The sequence below is a fragment of the Burkholderia sp. MSMB617WGS genome (genome assembly GCF_001532025.2).
GTDB classification, from domain to species: Bacteria; Pseudomonadota; Gammaproteobacteria; order Burkholderiales; family Burkholderiaceae; genus Burkholderia; species Burkholderia savannae.
Genome location: NZ_CP013458.1, coordinates 367,695 through 384,636 on the forward strand (window position 1 = coordinate 367,695; position 16,942 = coordinate 384,636).

Sequence of the window (16,942 nt, forward strand, 5' to 3'; positions counted from 1 at the left end):
CGATCGCGATTCCCGGCCATTGTAACGGGCCATCGCACAGCTATCGGTTTTCCCGGCGTCGCGGCAGTTCGCTGATGCCGCGACATCGCGTCGCACTGCGGCGTGCTTTTGCGTCCGGCCGGGCCTTTATCCGTCGGATGGCCTGGCATGCATCGAACGGGTTCCGATTCGCGTCTCTCGTGATCGAATCGAATTCTCCGGTTCGGCCGAAACGCGAAATCAAGCATGAAGTTTTTATCGAACCGCATCGCCGCATTGGGCGATGCATTATCCAATCACTTAATTCGATTATCTAATTATCATGTAAAGGACAAAATTTTGACTTGGAAGTTTCGATGAACTAGCTTTAATCCGTTACGCGGCGCAAAAAACAAGAGTCCCGGTGCAGGTCATCAACAACTGAAATAGCCTGTGGAGACAAGCATGAAACCAACCGAATTCAAAATCACGGTTTCCGGCGCGGCTTTGGACGAGAAACAAATCGCGCATGCGTCCGCGCATATGAACATCGCGCTGCTCACCGCGCTCGTCGGCGAGAATTCCACGCAGATCAGGGGGCCTGCGTGGAATGTCATATTGCCGAACGGCGGAAAGGTCATCGTGGCCGAAGCGGCGGAGCGCTTGCTGAGAGTCTCGGAACAAGAAAGCGGAGAGTGACATGACGCCGGCCGGGGGAATCTCCGCCGGCGCGGTTCGGACGGAGGCGGGCGAGACGTCGCTCGGCACCTGCCCGAGCGCGCCGGCCGAGTCGGCTTCAGCGGTGCTGGGCGCGGTGATGGAGGGCGGTACCGTCGCCTACATCAGCCCGAAGATTCCGATCAGCAGCGAATTGCTCGACGGCCTCCGCGCGAACGGCGTTCCGGTCGAGAACCGCGTTCGCTTTCTCGGCCCGTGTCTGGGCGGAAAGTGTGCGCAGTGGGCCGAACACCGTTGCGGGCTCGTCGATGCGATCGTGAAGGAACCGGCCGTGCTGTCGACGCCGGTAGAAGGGCTGCCGAAGTGCGGCATCCGAAGCACGTGCAGGTGGTATGCGCAGCACGCGAGCGCCGCCTGCATGCAATGCCCCGTCGTCATCTATGAGCCGCGCGCCGAATAGCGCGCGGGTTTTGATGAAGGCGGAGGCATTCGGGCGGCGTTGCCGTTCGCGGCTGGCATCGAGCATGAGGTAGCCGGCATGACGTCCGGTGGAATGGAGGCAGGCCGCGGCGCAGCCCGCGGCAATTCGATTTCATCCGGACGAAGCAAAGCGGTGAATCGTTCCGTTTGCGAAGCGACGGCGCGAGCAAATGGTCGTCGACGTGCGCCGGGACCGAACGTCGACGATCAATCCTACGGATGCCTTTCAATTTCAATGCGGAGCGACCGGGTGCGATCGGCATGCACGCGACCGTGGCCGACCGCCGCCGAAAACTTTCTTCAGACGATGCGGAAAACGACAGGTGCTTTGCCTAATTGACGGCACCGCATGGGGCTTCGAAAGCCCGGCGCATCGTCATCCCGCGATGCATTCGCAAACCGCGCCGCACGAGATGACCACAACAAGAATAAGGATATCGAATTGTCTGAACGAGAATCGCTCCTATTATCGTCCGCATCTCACAACCGCTCGCTTCCATGAACACTCTTCAGACGATTTCCGCGCTTGCGCTGGCCGCGTTCGCGGCTTCGGCGACGCACGCATTCGCAGCCGACGACACGTACGTCCTCACGCTCAAGGATCACAAATTCTCGCCGGCGAATTTCACGATTCCGGCGGGCAAGAAGGTGAAGGTGACGGTCAAGAACCTCGACACGACGCCCGCCGAATTCGAAAGCGACGATTTCAAGGCGGAGAAGGTGGTTCCCGCGGGCAAGCAGGTCGACGTCTTCATCGGGCCGCTCAAGGCCGGCACGTACGAGTTTCACGACGAGTACCACGAAGCCGAATCGAAAACCAAACTGACCGTCAAGTAAGCACCGCGAAACATGCTCTCCACCGCCGTCATCGTCTTTCGCGAAGTGCTCGAAGCAGCGCTCGTCGTGTCCATCGTCCTCGCGGCGACCAAGGGCGTGCCAGGGCGAGGATGGTGGGTGAGCGGCGGCCTGCTCGGCGGCGTGATCGGCGCCGCGCTGATTGCGGCGTTCGCCGACGTCATCTCGGCATGGGCGTCGGGCATGGGGCAGGAGGTGTTCAACGCGGGCGTGATGTTCGTCGCGACGATCATGCTCGCGTGGCACAGCATCTGGATGGGCAAGCATGGCCGCGAGATGGCGCAGCAGCTGTCGACGATCGGCAAGGCGGTCGCCGCCGGCAGCCGGCCGTTGACGGGGCTCGCGGTCGTCGTCGGCGTCGCCGTGCTGCGTGAAGGTTCGGAAGCCGTACTGTTTCTGTACGGCATCGCGGCGAGCGATCCCGGACAAACGCCGCAGATGATCGCCGGCGGCGCGCTCGGCGTGCTCGGCGGCGTCGGGCTCGGCGTAGGCATGTACGCCGGGCTGCTGCAAATTCCGCTGAAGCGCCTCTTTTCCGTGACCAATGCGCTGATCGTCCTGCTCGCGGCGGGCATGGCGAGCCAGGGTGTCGGGTTTCTCGTGTCGGCCGGGTGGCTGCCGTCGTGGGGCGACACCGTGTGGGATACGTCGTGGCTGCTGAAGGAATCGAGCGTCGCCGGCAAGATGCTGCATACGCTCGTCGGCTATACGGCGCGGCCGGCCGGCATTCAGATTGCCGCGTACGTCGGCACGCTGCTCGTCATCGTGCTGCTCGCCCGCAAAGTGGCGCGCACGCAGGCGACGGCCGCGTCGCCGACGCAGGCGGCTTGACGGGGCGTCTGTCCGCGACGCGCGCGAGCGGCGGCGTTGCATTCCGGCGCGCCTGCCCGCAGCGGCCAGCGCGATGATGCGACGGCCGAAGCTCGATGAGCGCGGCGTCGATTCCCGTCGTTTCCGATGCGAACTGCGTGAAGCGTCATGCGCGCGGAATGATGCGGATTGCGTATCGTCACGTTCGGCTTTGAAATGGGCGGCCGTCGCGAACGATGAAGGCGGCGCGACTGCGCTTGCGCGACGCAATGGCCGCGCGGCCATGGCCGTCTGCGAACCCATGCCGCGATGTCGTTCGACTCGCTCCGGCCCCGCCTCGCGGCCGCCGCGTCTTCTCCGGCGCGATTTCTCCATCGCTTCGCGCATCGCCTGTTTTCGGCGCTGTCATCGTCGGGTCACCGCGCACCGTTAGTTTTCCTCTTCATTACCAATCGTTACGACGCTGCCGCTGCCGCGGTATGGCGCCGCGCCTTCTCGAAGAGGTTCGATCGTGCATAGACGTTTCCTGCTCGTTGGGATGACGACGCTCGCGCTTGCCGCGTGCAACAGCGATTCCGTCGACACGCCCGCGCTCGGCGACACCAGCACGACGCTGCTCGCGACGGGCCAACTGATTTCACCCGCCGCGGCGCCGAGCACGGCGTTCGTCGCGCTGAATCCGGGGCTCGCGGATCTGCCGAACTACGTTGCCGGCCAGCCCGTTTCCGAGGCGCTCAGCCCCGACCGCAAGACGCTGCTCGTGCTGACGAGCGGCTACAACAACGTGCTGGACGCGAACGGCAAGATGGTGAAGGCGGACTCGAACGAGTATGTGTTCGTGTTCGACGTTGCCGGCGGCGCGCCGGTCAAGAAGCAGGTGCTGCAGGTGCCCGACACCTACGTCGGCATCGCGTTCGCGCAGGATGGCCGGCATTTCTACGTGACGGGCGGCGGCGACGACAATCTGCACGGCTTCGCGTTCTCGCAAGGCGCTTGGGGCGAGGCGGGCGCGCCGATCGCGTTGAATCACAAGACGGGCAATGGAATCGGCAGCACGCCGCTCGCGACGGGCGTCGACGTGACGGCGGACGGCAAGCGCGCGGTCGTCGCGAATCGCTACAACGATTCGGTCACGCTCGTCGATCTCGCGGCGGGCGCGGTGCTCGCCGAGCGCGATCTGCGGCCGGGCAAGAGCGGCGGCGCGTCCGGCGTGCCGGGCGGCGAATATCCGAACGCGGTGCGCGTCGTCGGCAACAAGACCGCCTACGTATCGAGCGAACGCGATCGCGAGATCGTCGTCGTCGACATCTCGACGAACGCGCCGCAGGTCGTCGGGCGCATTCCGGTGAACGGCAATCCGAACAAGATGATCCTGAACGCCGCGCAGACGCGTCTCTACGTCGCGTCGGACAACGCGGACGTCGTTTCGGTGATCGACACGGCCGCGAACAAGGTCGTGTCGACGGTGTCGACGGTCGCGCCTGCCGGCCTCGTCACGGAGATGCAGTATCGCGGCGCGTCGCCGAACGGACTCGCGCTGTCGGCCGACGAGCGCACGCTGTACGTGACGAACCGCGGCACGAACGACGTCGCGGTGATTTCGCTCGCGGGCTCGTCGCCCGTCGTCACGGGCTTGATTCCGACCGGCTGGTATCCGTCCGACGTCGCGCTCGGCGCGGCGAACGCGCTGTACGTCGTCTACACGAAGAACATGCCCGGTCCGAATCCGGGCAACTGCAAGGACAGCGGCCGCACCGTGCCGTGCCCTGTGAAGAACACGCCGGTCAAGCTCGTCGAGAATCAGTACATCGAACAACTGAGCAAGGGCGGCCTCATGTGGATGCCGGCGCCGGGCAGCAAGACGCTCGATCAACTGACGACGCAGGTCGCGAACAACAACAGCTTCAACGCTGCGCTCACGGCGAACGATATCGCGACGATGACCGCGCTGCGCAAGAAGATCAAGCACGTGATCTACATCGTGAAGGAGAACCGCACGTACGACCAGATTCTCGGCGACGTCGGCCGCGGCAACAGCGATCCGTCGCTCGCGGAATTCCCCGACGCGACGACGCCGAGCATGCACGCGCTCGCGAGAACGTTCGTCACGCTCGACAACTTCTACGACTCGGGCGACGTGAGCGGCGACGGCTGGCCGTGGAGCACCGGTGCGCGCGAATCGGACGCGGGCGCGAAGATGCTGCCCGTCAACTATGCGAACAGCCCGGCGCGCTCGGGCGCGCGCGGCGGCTCGTACGATTGGGAGGGCGCGAACCGCAACGTCAACGTCGGCCTGGCGGGTGCGCAGCGCGCGGCCGCGAATCCGTCGCTGCCGGCCGATCCGGATCTGCTGCCGGGCAATGCCGACGTGTCGGCGCCCGATGGCCCGTCCGACGCGCTCCAGCAGGGCTACATCTGGAACGCCGCGCTGCGCGCGGGCCTCACGGTGCGCAACTACGGCTTCTTCGCGGATCTCGCGCGCTACAGCGGCCCGAGCGCGATCCCGCCGGACCGCACGCCGTTCGTCGATCACGCGGTGCAGACGTATGCGACGAGCCCGGCGCTCGTCGATCGCACCGATCCGTACTTTCGCGGCTACGACAACGCGTATCCGGATCTCTATCGCGAACTCGAGTGGGAGCGCGAGTTCAACGGCTTCGTCGCGAACGGCCAGATGCCGTCGCTGACGCTGCTGCGCCTGCCGCACGATCATACGGGCTCCTATGCGACGGCGCTCGACGGCGTGAATACGCCGGAGATACAGATGGCCGACAACGACTATGCGGTCGGCCGCGTCGCGCAGGCGGTCGCGAACAGCCCGTATGCGGCCGACACGCTGATCTTCGTCGTCGAGGACGACGCGCAGGACGGCCCGGATCACGTCGACGCGCATCGCAGCACGGCGTTCGTGATCGGGCCGTACGTGAAGCAGAATGCGGTCGTCAGTACGCACTACACGACGGTCAACATGATCCGCACGATCACCGAAGTGCTCGGCCTCGATCACCTCGGGCTCTTCGATGCGACGCAGGGCCCGATGACCGACGTGTTCGATCTGAACCAGTCGAAATGGAACTTCAAGGCGGTCGCGTCGGGCCTGCTCGCGAACACGCAGCTGCCGATTCCGGCCGGCGATATCAAGACGGCCGCGCTGAAGCCAACGCACGGAATGCGCTACTGGGCGCTCGCGACGCGCGGCATGGACTTCTCGGTCGAGGACAAGATCGATGCCGTGGCATACAACAAGGTGCTGTGGAAGGGGTTGATGAGCGGCCGGGCGTACCCGGCGCGCATCGGCGAACGCGTGACGCCCCATCGCCGCGACGACGATGACGACGTGAAGGTGTCGCAAGCGAGGAGCGCGGCGCGAGGATGATGCACCCGCCGCCGGACGATGCGCGGGTGCGCCGCCCGGTCGGAATGCGCGAGACGGCGGTGCGCGCAGGGAAAAACGGATCGGCTTCGCGCCGGTCCGTTTGGTTTTTTGGGGCATCGTTCGCCGCACGGCGGCGATCTCGTGCGTGCGATCGTCGCTTGTCCGGACGCCTTACGTTTGTAATAATTCCTCGCCGAAAGCCGAAGTCCGGCCGCCGTCTTTCACGATCGATCGGCATTTCGGGCATACCGATGCGATCGATGCAAGGACGCCGCGCTGCGCCGCGCCGTATGTGACGCGCCGTCTCGCCGTCGACGGCAAAGCGCCGACGGTCCGGATTCGAACCTCCCGAACGCTCCGAATTTTCCGATTCGCCATGCGCATGAGTACGCAGTTCGTCATCAGGATGTGGCTCGCGCTGAGCTGCTGCATCGCAACCGCCGCGCACGCCGCCCGCGGCATCGAGCCGGCGGACGTCGAACGCATCGTCGACGCCGTTGCGCAACCGCTGCAACAGAAGTACGGCATTCCGGGGCTCGCGATCGCGGTGAGCATCGACGGCCGACATTACTTCTACAACTATGGCGTCGCGTCGAAAGCGACGCGGCGGCCCGTTACCGGCCGGACGTTGTTCGAGATCGGTTCGCTCGGCAAGACGTTCACGGCGACGCTCGCCGCGTATGCGCAGGAAGGCGGCGAGCTGTCGTTTGCCGACAGCGTGAGCCGCTACCTGCCGTCGCTGCAAGGCAGCGGCTTCGATCGGATCAGCCTGCTGAACATGGGCACGCAGACATCCGGCCTGCCGTTGTTCGTGCCCGACACGATCACGAATACCGCCGAGCTGCTCGACTACCTGAAGAACTGGCGGCCCGAACATACGCCGGGCACGCACCGCGTCTATTCGAATCTCGGCATCGGCACGCTCGGGATGATCGCGGCGGCGAGCATGAACGAGCGCTTCGAGACGTTGATCGAGAAGAACCTGTTTCCCGAATTTCGCATGACGCACAGCTACATCGACGTGCCCGCCGAGCAGCGAGGCGATTATGCGCAGGGCTACACGAAGCAGGACGCGCCGATTCGGCTGAAGGCGGGCGTGCTCGCGTCCGAGGCGTACGGCGTCAGATCGTGCACGACGGATCTGATCCGCTTCGTCGATGCGAACATGGGGCTTGTGCCGCTGAGCGAAAAATGGGGGCGCGCGATGAAAGCGACGCACGTCGGCTACTACGACGCGGACGGCATGATCCAGAGCCTCATCTGGGAGCAATACCCGTATCCGGCGAGTCTCGACAAGCTGCTCGCGGGCAACGATCTGATCGGCAAGGATGTCGTCGCGAAGCCGTTCAATCCGCCGCTGCCGCCGAAGCAGGACGTGTGGATCAACAAGACCGGATCGACGAACGGGTTCTCGACGTATGTCGCGTTCGTGCCGTCGAAGAAGGTCGGCGTCGTGATTCTCGCGAACAAATCGTATCCGCTGGGCGAACGAGTGACGGCGGGTTATACAATCGTCGACTCGATCGTTCGGGCCGAACGATGACATGCACACCAACTCATCCAGATCAACAATGAAAATCCGATATGCGCTGTCGAGCGCACTTGTTCTGCTTGGCTGCGTCGCCGCCTCGGCGCACGCGAAGCCCGTCTGCACCGCGATCGCCGACGCGGCCACGGGCAGGTTCTTGCTGAAGGACGGCGATTGCGGCCGTCGCGCGACGCCCGCTTCGACGTTCAAGATCGCGATAAGCCTGATGGGCTACGACGCGGGCTTCCTGCGCAACGAGCACGAGCCCGTATTGCCGTATCGCGACGGCTACGTCGACTGGGGCGGCGCGGCGTGGAAGCAGCCGACCGATCCGACTCGGTGGCTCAAGTATTCGGTCGTGTGGTATTCGCAGCAGGTCACGCATCATCTGGGCGCGCAGCGTTTCGCGCAATATGCGAAGGCGTTCGACTACGGCAATGCGGACGTGTCGGGCGACCCCGGCAAGAACAACGGTCTCGAGCGCGCGTGGATCGGCTCGTCGCTGCAGATCTCACCGCTCGAACAGATCGGATTCCTGCGCAGGATGCTGAATCGCGAACTGCCCGTGTCGGCACACGCGATCGACATGACCGAGCGGATCGTCGATACCGCGACGCTTGCCGACGGCACGGTCGTGCACGGCAAGACCGGCATGGCTTATCCGCTTCTGGCCGACGGCACGCGCGACGAAGCGCATGGGTTCGGCTGGTTCGTCGGCTGGATCGCGCGCGGCAAGCAGACGCTGGTGTTCGCGAGCCTCACGCAGGACGAGCGCAAGGAGCCCGTCTCCACCGGCATACGCACGCGCGACGCGTTCATGCGCGAGCTGCCGCAGCGCTTGGCTGTGCGCTGACGCGCGGGCGATCGACGCGGGCGATCGAACGCACCGGCATTCCTCGTATCGGCGACTCCTCGCGCGATACCACACGCGCCGGCGTGCTTTCGGCCGCGCATCTATTCGACCGACGGGAAGCGGCAGGCGTTGCAAGACGGCCTGCCGCATGTTCATCCGCGATCACGCGGGACGCAGCCATGACGTTCAGGACCCGGCATACGGGTTGCAGAACGTGCGCGGGCCGACGCAGCGCTCATCCTGCGCCGCCTCGGACATGCGGCCCGACGAGCCCGCCTTCGCGTCGCCGCGCGTATCGGCGATTGCGTGCGTCGGCTGCTGCGGCTTGGCCTTGTTCGCGAAGCGCGGCGCGTAGAGCGGCGAGATTTCCGGATACGACGCGTCGGTCACGTAGTCGAGCCCGTTGGCCTTGGCCTCGACCAGCTCCTGGTAGACCTGGGCGCGCGTTTTCCCGGCCGGTGCGTCCGCGAATGCCGCAGGCGAAACGAGCGCGGCGGCGAGGGCGACAGTAAGGAATTTGGCTTTCATACGTTCTCCATATCAATATCGAATTCAGAAGGAGAATTCGATGATTGACATTTTGAACAAGGGGCCCTCCGGCAACGTGACTCCCATATGAAGTTTTTGTCATTTTGATGAAAAAGCCGAATTCGAATTTAAAATGATTCACGAAATGACTCAAGTCTGTTCGAGATGCCAACGCGGATCATGACCCGCCGCCATGTAATCGGCGTCCTCTGCCGTATGCTCGCGAGGAAAGCGCAGGAAGAACGTCGTGAAGACGTTCGGCACGCTTTCGACCCAGCAGTCGCCGCCGTGCTCGGTGATGATCGAGCGCACGATCGCGAGCCCGAGGCCCGTGCCCGACGCCGAGTCGTATCGCGAAGGGTCGACGCGATAGAAGCGATCGAAAATTCGCGGCAGATGCACGGCTTCGATTCCGCGTCCGCTGTCGGTCACGGCGATCACGGCATTCCGCCCGGCCTGTTCGCAGCGGACGACGACCATCGAGTGGTCAGGCGCATGGCGAATCGCATTGGACAACAGATTGCTCAGCGCCCGCTGCACGAGGATCAGGTCGCCGTTGAAGCTCGCTTCGCCTTCGACGGCGATCCCGATGCCGCGGTCCTCCGCCACCGTCTCGTAGTAGCGGACGATCCGATCGGCCATCGCATAGGCGTCGATCGGCTCGATGTCGAGCTTGTTCTGATGACCGTCCGCGCGCGCGAGGAACAGCATGTCGTCGACCATTCGCGCGAGCCGTTGATACTCTTCCACGCTCGATTCGATCACCTGACGATATTCGTCGACCGACCGCCGCTGCGACAGCGCCACTTGCGCCTCGGCGAGCAGGTTGGTGAGCGGCGTGCGGATGTCGTGCGCGAGATCGGATGAATACTCCTTCAGCCGTGTGAACGACGCGTTCAGGCGCGCGAGCATCCGGTTGAACGACACCGCGAGTTCCCGCAGCTCTCCCGCCATTTCCGTTTCGGTCAGCGGCTGTGCGAGACGGCTGCTCGAGATCTGATCGGCCTGCGCGGCGAAGCGGCGCAGCGGCCTGAGCGCGTATGCGGCGATCCAGTACGCGAGCGTCGCCGCGACGGCCGTGCCGACGAGGATGATCGCGACGATGCTGATCGCGCACGTGCGCAGCAGCGACTGCTCGCGACGGAAATCGTACTGAACGGCGACGCGCAGCGGCAAGCCGGGATTGCCGGTGAGCCGCGCGTCGGCGACGAGATAGCGCTTTGCATTGCGCTTGTCGTCGACGATCGCGGGATCGAGGCCGGGCTTGGCCCGCTGCACGCCGCCGTACGGCACGTACCAGCCGCTTTGCATGTACGCGGTGCCGCGCGCGTCGTAGATCGCGAAATCGACTTTCTCGTCGCTATGGAACGAGTAGTAGAACCGCGTTCCCTTTTCACGCAACTCGGCGATGCTGCGCGCTTCGCCGACGTGCGCGACGATGCCGGCGAGCGTCGTTTCCATCGCGCGCTCGGACGAATACGCGAACGTGCGCGTGAGCGTTTCGTACAGCAGCAGGCCGCTGATCGCGAGCAGAACCGACGTGGACAGCGCGAACTTGATCGCGAGCCGCCCGCGCATCGTGCGCGGCACGAGCCTCTGCATCATGCGTACGATTCGCACGGCTCGCCTCGCTGCTCCAGAACATATCCCATCCCGCGGACCGTATGGATCAGCTTGGGCTCGTAATCCTGATCGACCTTCGCGCGCACGCGCTTGATCGCGGCGTCGACGACATTCGAATCGCTATCGAAGTTGATGTCCCAGATCTGCGATGCGATCAGCGAGCGCGGCAGGATCTCGCCTTGCCGGCGCATCAGCAGCCACAGCAGCAGGAATTCCTTCGCGGTGAGCAGGATCGTGTTGCCCTGGCGGCGCGCCTTGCGCTGGATGAGGTCGAGCTCGAGATTCGCGACGCGCAACACCGGCGCATCGGTCGCCTGGCCGCGCCGAAGCAGCGAGCGCACGCGTGCGAGCAACTCGGCGAAATCGAACGGCTTCGCGAGATAGTCGTCGCCGCCGAGCTCGAGGCCCTTCACGCGATCGTCGACATGGTCGCGCGCGGTGAGGAACAGCACCGGCGTGCGATGCGTTCTGCGCAGTTCGCGCACGATCGTCCAGCCGTCGCAGCCGGGCAGCATCACGTCGAGTATCGCGAGGTCATAGTTCTCCGTGCGCAACTGATGCAGGCCGCTGATGCCGTCTTGTGTCCAGTCGCAAACGAAGCCGGCTTCGGTGAGCCCACGCTTCAAATACATGCCCGTCTTCGGCTCGTCTTCTACGATAAGGACCTTCATTTCAAACTCATTAAGATTGCGTTAAATATTCTTTGAGAATGCGTGTCGTTCACAGTTCAACATTTCGGTGTGCGTGATTAAACGTGCGAAGCGAGTATCGTTTTTCGTCGGCGCGTGTCGCGATAAAACGTCGCATTCGAGAACCAATCGGCGAAGCGGGCAGGCGCGCGCGATCGTGACGGTGATCGGCGGGAAGCGAATCGCGGAAGCGTTCGCCGGCGCTTGACGAAGCGTACGATGCGTACGATGCGTACGAGGCGCGCGGCGTCGTGCGAGCCGTTGCATGATGTTCGGTGCGTCGTTCGCGTGTTCTTCACGGCGATGTCGACGTTCATCGACCGGTCGCGCGACGAGGCCGTCTGATCGTCGGCGACGTCCAGCGTTTTCCTGTGTCAACTGAACGTGACAAGAATGTCATGCGCGCACGCCGGCGAGCGATTGAACTTCTCGGCGCGAACGAATGGAAATTTGTCGGCGAAGCGGATATCGGCACGCAACGACGCACGGATATCGATCACCCGTGATGCTCGCCGATCGTCAAATCGCCGTGCCGAAACACGCCGTCTGCATCCTTTCGGCGTCACGCGACATTGCTGAAAAACGAAAACGCGCGGTTGCGATCTCGAAGTGCGAAGCAACGCGCTGCGGATGCACGCGATGAAAAGTCCGGAATTTGTCGAGCGGCACACGCAAACGCGCCGGAGTATTCCTTATACGGCGTAGGGATATATGGCATGCGCCGCGTGCTGCACCGCACGAGCAGAGTTGGCCTGCTGCAAAAGCAGCGCCCGTAGCGATTCCTGCTTCGAACGAGCGGGCCGTGACGCACGAAGCCTCACTCGAATCGCCATTTCGTGACGGAATATGCGCCCACCATGGCAACGCGATGTGCCCGAGCGCGAAACCGCCGCCGCAGCGCACGAAACGCGCGGAGGAAGGCCATTCCTGCACACGCGATCCGGGCTCCGCAAATCTCTCTGTTCCGCGCCCGCGACTGGCGCTTTCTTGCTCGTTTGCCATTTTCTTCTACGAGACCGTCGGTACGGAGAAACAACGCGTCGTCGCGCGAGGCGCGCGAGTGGCGCGGCCCGGTAATTGGGCGAAAGCGCGGAAGCCGATTCTCCTCCAAGTGGCGGGAACGAAACTTTTTTTGATATCAGCTAAAAATGTTTGACATGAGGATTTCAGCGAGATAAGTTTTGCGCAAGCTTTTGGAAAGAAAATGGATTGCGCGGCGCAAGCTCGGAATCGCGAATTTGACGGCGATCCGAGCCGGCAGCGGCCGCTGCCGGCAGATCCGGCGGTCCGGCGCTTCTCGCCGCGTGCGATTTCGTGTCGACATTTAGAAATATGAATGTAATCCGAGTTTGCCTTCGTCGAACGACGCGGCAAACGCTTGATGCGGGCCTGACGAGTCGCAAAGACGCACCGATAAATACAAACGCGGCAAAAAGAACCTGAGAGGGTGGGGCAGACGGAACGGGCCACCGTTCCGAGCGGTTCCCATGACGCAGATCTGGCGGAAGACGAATCGCCCGGCCCGCGCGGCGGGCGATTCGATCGGCCGCAACCGGTTTGTCGGCAACACGTCGTCCAGTCGATTCCCATCGTTCGCATCGGCGCGGCGCGTCCTTTCTTGCCGGCAGCGCAGCGAAGCAAGCAGCTACAACACAACATCGTCGACTCATTCCGTTCAATCTCGTTTGGGGGAGTATGGGCATGTCTACGTTAATTCGTACTGCTTCGTTTAAGCTGACCGTCCTTTGTGCCGCGCTGGCCGGGTTCGCCTCGGTCGCGCAGGCGGAAACCTCGGCCGCGCCGCAAGTTCCCGGCCCCGCCGACGCGGTCAATCAGTTGATCGTCAAGTTGCGCGTCGCGAAGACGTCGCCCGATTCGTCGTCCGATTCGTCGATCGCGAAGGCCGCGCACGCCGACGTCCAGGCGGTCATCGACCGCGTGCTCGCCGCACGCAAGGCGCGCGCGGCCGGGCGCGCGTTCGGCGCAGCCGCTGCGTCGGCGCCCGGCAATTTCGCCGATCCCGCCGCGGGCATTCGCATCAAGCGCGACATGTCGGGCGGCGCGACCGTGCTGTCGTTGCAGCGCCGCGTGTCGCTCGCCGAAGCGGAGGGGCTCGCGCGCGACTTCGCGACGGATGGTGCGATCGAGTATGCGGAACCCGACGCGCGGATGCATCCGTTCCTCGTGCCGAACGACACGCGTTATTCCGAGCAGTGGGGCTACTTCAATCCGAAGGGCGGCGCGAATCTGCCGAAGGCATGGGATCGCACGACCGGATCGTCGCGCGTCGTCGTCAGCGTGATCGATACCGGCTATCGGCCGCACGCGGATCTCGCCGCGAATCTCGTGCCCGGATACGACTTCATCTCCGATCCGGCGATCGCGAACGACGGCAACGGCCGCGACAGCGACGCGTCGGACCCGGGCGACTGGGTCACCGTGCAGGAAGACGCCGATCCGAGCGGTCCGTTCTACGGCTGCGGCGCGAGCAACAGCTCGTGGCACGGCACGCACGTAGCGGGCACGATCGGCGCGGTGACGAACAACGGCCTCGGCGTCGCGGGCATCTCGTGGGTCGGCAAGGTGCTGCCGGTGCGCGTGCTCGGCAAATGCGGCGGGATGCTGAGCGACATCGTCGACGGCATGCGCTGGGCGGCGGGCCTGTCGGTGCCAGGCGCGCCTTCGAACCCGAATCCCGCGAAGGTGCTGAACCTGAGCCTCGGCGGATACGGCCGCACATGCAGCACGACATACCAGAGTGCGATCAACGAGATCACGTCGCGTGGCGCGAACGTCGTCGTTGCCGCGGGCAACAACGGCGGCCCGGTATCGACGACGCAGCCGGCGAATTGCCAAGGCGTGATCGCGGTCGGTGCGATCGACAGCAACGGCGTTCGCGCGAGCTTCAGCAATTACGGCGCGGCCGTGAAAATCGCCGCGCCGGGCGTCGGCGTTCTGTCGACGCTCAACGCCGGCAGGACGTCGCCGGGCGCGGACAGCTACGCGAGCTACAGCGGCACGAGCATGGCGACGCCGCACGTCGCGGGCACGGTCGCGCTGATGCTCGCCGTGAATCCGGCGCTGTCGCCATCGCAGGTCTTGCAGCGGCTGCAGTCGAGCGCGCGTCCGTTCGCGAGCGGATCGAACTGCTCGACGAGCACCTGCGGCGCGGGTTTGCTCGACGCCGGCAACGCGGTCGACGCCGCCGCGCAGTGAGCGAACGCGGGCGTTGTTGCGAAATGGTTTCGCGTTTGCGCGCGCCGATGCCCGTCATGCGGGATGCGGGCACCGGCGCGGCAAGTCGAGGCGCGAAAACGCTGATATGCAACGCCCGCATCGCGGCGCTGCCGGCCGGCGATGCCGCGTCGGCAGCGCCGAAGCATCGCGTCGCGAACGCCCGGCGTCGTCCGGGCGGCATCGCGCGCGAGATGGCCGGCAGCGTTCGCCGGCATGTTCGACAAGAAGCCATCCCGCACGGGATGACCGTTTCCAGACGATCATCGAAACAAGGACAACAATGAGAATTCATCGAATCGAACCGCGTCGCACATGGATCGCCGCACTCGTGGCCGCTACGACGCTCGCCGCATGCGGCGGCGAAGACGGTGCCGGCGTTCCGGGTGCGTCCGCGCTCGCTCAGGTCCAACAGGAGGGAGCCGCGCCGTCCGCGGCCGGCGCGCAGCAGATCGCCGCGCGCTTCTCGCCGTCCGGCGTGCCGTATGCCGATCTGTCGAGCGGCGGCCGTTATCGGCCCGTGATCGAGAACGGCCAGGCGCAGCCGTCGCTGTCGGGCGGCACGATTTCCGAGGAAGCGTGGGTCGAGACGCCCGTCGATTCGGACGGCGACGGCGCGAAGGACCGCATTCACGTGCGCGTCGTGCGTCCGTCCGAGACTGCAGCGGGCGCCCGCACGCCCGTCATCGTGCTGGCGAGTCCTTACTACAACGGACTTGCCGACAGCCCGAACCACAACGTCGACGTCGAGCTCGACGGCACGCCGCATCCGACTGCTTCGGTCTCCGCACGAATCATGGCCGCCGCGCCGCAGACGCGGATCTGGCAGCAGGTCGACGCGGCCGCCGCGGGGCGTTCGTGGATCGAGGGCTATTTCGTGCCGCGCGGCTTCACGGTCGTGTATGCGGATTCGCTCGGCACCGCAGGCTCGGACGGCTGCCCGACGATCCTGACGCGCGACGAATCGGTGGCGATGGCGTCGGTGATCCGCTGGCTCGGACGCGGCGCGGCCGCGAAGGATGCGAACGGCAAACCGGTCGTCGCGACCTGGTCGACGGGCCACGTGGGCATGTACGGCGTGTCGTACGACGGTACGCTGCCGAAGATGGTCGCGAGCCTGCGCACGCGCGGGCTCGATGCGATCGTGCCGGTTGCCGGGCTGTCGAACATGTACGGCTACTACCGCTCGGGCGGGCTCGTGCGCGCGCCCGACGGCTACCAGGGCGAGGACGTCGACGTCTACATCAAGGCGCTGCTGACGAATCCGCATCCGGAGCGTTGCACGCACCTGATCGACGAGGCGCTGCAGAAGGAGGATCGCAAGACGGGCGACAATTCGCCGTTCTGGGCGGCGCGCGACATTCCGAGCGCGCTTGCGGTCGCGCCCGCGCTCGTTGCCCAGGGGCTTGCCGACGACAACGTGCGAACCGAGCAGTCGACGTCGTGGTATCTCGCGATGAGGCGTCAGGGCGTGGCGGCGCAATTGTGGCTGCACCGCGCGCGTCACACCGATCCGACTCGCGTGCCCGCGATGGCCGACGCATGGACCGCTCAGGTGAACCGCTGGTTCACGCGCTATCTGCTCGGTTATGACAACGGCGTCGAGCGCAGCCCGGGTGCCGTGATCGAGCAGGCGGACGGCACGCTGCTGAAGGAGGCGAGCTGGCCCGCGCGCGGCGCTTCGTCGGTCACGTATTTCGCCGGCGGCGACGGCGCGAGTGCCGGCACACTGCTGCGCGAGCCGACGGGCGGTCCGCTCGCGAAATTCACCGACGATGCGCGGATCACGGCGCTTGCGCTGGCGAACGCGAATACGGGCGAGCATCGCAGCCGCTTCGAGACGACGCCGCTCGCGAGCGCGACGCGGATCTCGGGTACCGTGAAGGCGCGCGTTCGGCTGACGTTCTCGGCGGCCGCGAACGTGACCGCGCTGTTGATCGATCGTGCGCCGGACGGCAGCGCGACGATCGTCACTCGTGCGTGGACCGATCCGCGTAACCGCGTGTCGAGCTGGTTCTCGGAGCCGGTGCTGCCCGGCATGCCTTACGATCTGCGCCTCACGTTCATGCCGCGCGACTACAGGCTCGAAGCGGGGCACCGGCTCGGGCTCGTCGTGCTGTCGAGCGACAGCGAGGCGACGCTGCGGCCGACGCCCGGCACCGAGCTGACGCTCGATCCGGCCGGAACGTCGGTGACGGTGCCGCAGCTTCCGGCCTGACGGCAGGCGTGCGCCGCTCGAACAAGGCATCGCCGCGAGCGTCTTGCTCGCGGCGATGCCGTTTGGCGAAGCCGATTCGCACGCTGAGCGATGCGCAGAGCGCGGACGATCA

General features: G+C 65.0%; 15 protein-coding genes. 12 read left to right on the forward strand and 3 right to left on the reverse strand.

From position 1 onward, the window contains the following. The first annotated feature begins 423 nt into the window (after positions 1-423). From WT60_RS21665 to blaOXA, 7 genes are all read left to right on the forward strand, one after another. On the forward strand, positions 424-657 hold the full coding sequence (locus WT60_RS21665; protein ID WP_038746173.1) for a hypothetical protein: 234 nt from the start codon (positions 424-426) through the stop codon (positions 655-657). 1 nt (position 658) lies between these two features. Then, on the forward strand, positions 659-1,096 hold the full coding sequence (locus WT60_RS21670) for a hypothetical protein (protein ID WP_059671416.1): 438 nt from the start codon (positions 659-661) through the stop codon (positions 1,094-1,096). A 518-nt stretch (positions 1,097-1,614) separates the two neighbouring features. Further along, positions 1,615-1,953: a cupredoxin domain-containing protein gene (locus WT60_RS21675; protein ID WP_038746178.1), complete on the forward strand. Its 339-nt coding sequence runs from the start codon at positions 1,615-1,617 to the stop codon at positions 1,951-1,953. A gap of 12 nt (positions 1,954-1,965) precedes the next feature. Next, positions 1,966-2,802, forward strand: coding sequence for an FTR1 family protein (locus WT60_RS21680; protein ID WP_038746181.1), 837 nt, complete (start codon positions 1,966-1,968; stop codon positions 2,800-2,802). A gap of 517 nt (positions 2,803-3,319) precedes the next feature. After that, positions 3,320-6,157, forward strand: a complete 2,838-nt coding sequence (locus WT60_RS21685) for a bifunctional YncE family protein/alkaline phosphatase family protein (RefSeq protein WP_060356103.1) — start codon at positions 3,320-3,322, stop codon at positions 6,155-6,157. A 382-nt stretch (positions 6,158-6,539) separates the two neighbouring features. Continuing rightward, a complete protein-coding gene (ampC, locus tag WT60_RS21690; RefSeq protein ID WP_236860910.1) occupies positions 6,540-7,700 on the forward strand; it encodes a class C beta-lactamase in 1,161 nt (386 codons plus the stop codon). 28 nt (positions 7,701-7,728) lie between these two features. Next, positions 7,729-8,538, forward strand: a complete 810-nt coding sequence (blaOXA, locus tag WT60_RS21695; RefSeq protein WP_059576551.1) for an OXA-42 family class D beta-lactamase — start codon at positions 7,729-7,731, stop codon at positions 8,536-8,538. A gap of 186 nt (positions 8,539-8,724) precedes the next feature. On the opposite strand, the gene WT60_RS21700 is transcribed toward blaOXA, so the two are convergent. The 3 genes from WT60_RS21700 to WT60_RS21710 form a co-directional block, all read right to left on the reverse strand. After that, positions 8,725-9,066 (reverse strand): DUF4148 domain-containing protein, encoded by a 342-nt coding sequence (locus tag WT60_RS21700; RefSeq protein WP_038746192.1) that lies wholly within the window; start codon positions 9,064-9,066, stop codon positions 8,725-8,727. 150 nt (positions 9,067-9,216) lie between these two features. After that, complete coding sequence (locus tag WT60_RS21705; RefSeq protein WP_059671419.1) at positions 9,217-10,671, reverse strand: heavy metal sensor histidine kinase; 1,455 nt, start codon at positions 10,669-10,671, stop codon at positions 9,217-9,219. Next, positions 10,668-11,360: a heavy metal response regulator transcription factor gene (locus tag WT60_RS21710; protein ID WP_038746198.1), complete on the reverse strand. Its 693-nt coding sequence runs from the start codon at positions 11,358-11,360 to the stop codon at positions 10,668-10,670. The genes WT60_RS21705 and WT60_RS21710 overlap by 4 nt, the downstream gene beginning before the upstream one ends. A gap of 293 nt (positions 11,361-11,653) precedes the next feature. Between WT60_RS21710 and WT60_RS33885 the strand changes: the two genes are divergently transcribed. The 5 genes from WT60_RS33885 (at position 11,654) to WT60_RS21730 (ending at position 16,830) form a co-directional block, all read left to right on the forward strand. Beyond that, positions 11,654-11,884: a hypothetical protein gene (locus WT60_RS33885; protein WP_145986849.1), complete on the forward strand. Its 231-nt coding sequence runs from the start codon at positions 11,654-11,656 to the stop codon at positions 11,882-11,884. Positions 11,885-12,865: 981 nt separating this feature from the next. After that, positions 12,866-13,111 (forward strand): hypothetical protein, encoded by a 246-nt coding sequence (locus tag WT60_RS34630; RefSeq protein WP_186448673.1) that lies wholly within the window; start codon positions 12,866-12,868, stop codon positions 13,109-13,111. After that, entirely contained in the window at positions 13,080-14,594 is a 1,515-nt protein-coding gene (locus WT60_RS21720) for a S8 family peptidase (RefSeq protein ID WP_081989468.1), read from the forward strand. Before WT60_RS34630 ends, WT60_RS21720 begins: the two co-directional genes overlap by 32 nt. A 23-nt stretch (positions 14,595-14,617) precedes the next feature. Further along, complete coding sequence (locus WT60_RS21725) at positions 14,618-14,899, forward strand: hypothetical protein (protein ID WP_236860911.1); 282 nt, start codon at positions 14,618-14,620, stop codon at positions 14,897-14,899. Next, on the forward strand, positions 14,896-16,830 hold the full coding sequence (locus tag WT60_RS21730; RefSeq protein ID WP_060356102.1) for a Xaa-Pro dipeptidyl-peptidase: 1,935 nt from the start codon (positions 14,896-14,898) through the stop codon (positions 16,828-16,830). The genes WT60_RS21725 and WT60_RS21730 overlap by 4 nt, the downstream gene beginning before the upstream one ends. Positions 16,831-16,942: the final 112 nt, after the last annotated feature.

Bases quoted from the DNA above. Each gene is read 5' to 3' on its own strand.
- WT60_RS21665 (WP_038746173.1), top strand. From the start codon at position 424: ATGAAACCAACCGAATTCAAAATCACGGTTTCCGGCGCGGCTTTGGAC.
- WT60_RS21670 (WP_059671416.1), top strand. From the start codon at position 659: ATGACGCCGGCCGGGGGAATCTCCGCCGGCGCGGTTCGGACGGAGGCG.
- WT60_RS21675 (WP_038746178.1), top strand. From the start codon at position 1,615: ATGAACACTCTTCAGACGATTTCCGCGCTTGCGCTGGCCGCGTTCGCG.
- WT60_RS21680 (WP_038746181.1), top strand. From the start codon at position 1,966: ATGCTCTCCACCGCCGTCATCGTCTTTCGCGAAGTGCTCGAAGCAGCG.
- WT60_RS21685 (WP_060356103.1), top strand. From the start codon at position 3,320: ATGACGACGCTCGCGCTTGCCGCGTGCAACAGCGATTCCGTCGACACG.
- ampC (WP_236860910.1), top strand. From the start codon at position 6,540: ATGAGTACGCAGTTCGTCATCAGGATGTGGCTCGCGCTGAGCTGCTGC.
- blaOXA (WP_059576551.1), top strand. From the start codon at position 7,729: ATGAAAATCCGATATGCGCTGTCGAGCGCACTTGTTCTGCTTGGCTGC.
- WT60_RS21700 (WP_038746192.1), bottom strand. From the start codon at position 9,066: ATGAAAGCCAAATTCCTTACTGTCGCCCTCGCCGCCGCGCTCGTTTCG.
- WT60_RS21705 (WP_059671419.1), bottom strand. From the start codon at position 10,671: ATGATGCAGAGGCTCGTGCCGCGCACGATGCGCGGGCGGCTCGCGATC.
- WT60_RS21710 (WP_038746198.1), bottom strand. From the start codon at position 11,360: ATGAAGGTCCTTATCGTAGAAGACGAGCCGAAGACGGGCATGTATTTG.
- WT60_RS34630 (WP_186448673.1), top strand. From the start codon at position 12,866: ATGACGCAGATCTGGCGGAAGACGAATCGCCCGGCCCGCGCGGCGGGC.
- WT60_RS21720 (WP_081989468.1), top strand. From the start codon at position 13,080: ATGTCTACGTTAATTCGTACTGCTTCGTTTAAGCTGACCGTCCTTTGT.
- WT60_RS21725 (WP_236860911.1), top strand. From the start codon at position 14,618: ATGGTTTCGCGTTTGCGCGCGCCGATGCCCGTCATGCGGGATGCGGGC.
- WT60_RS21730 (WP_060356102.1), top strand. From the start codon at position 14,896: ATGAGAATTCATCGAATCGAACCGCGTCGCACATGGATCGCCGCACTC.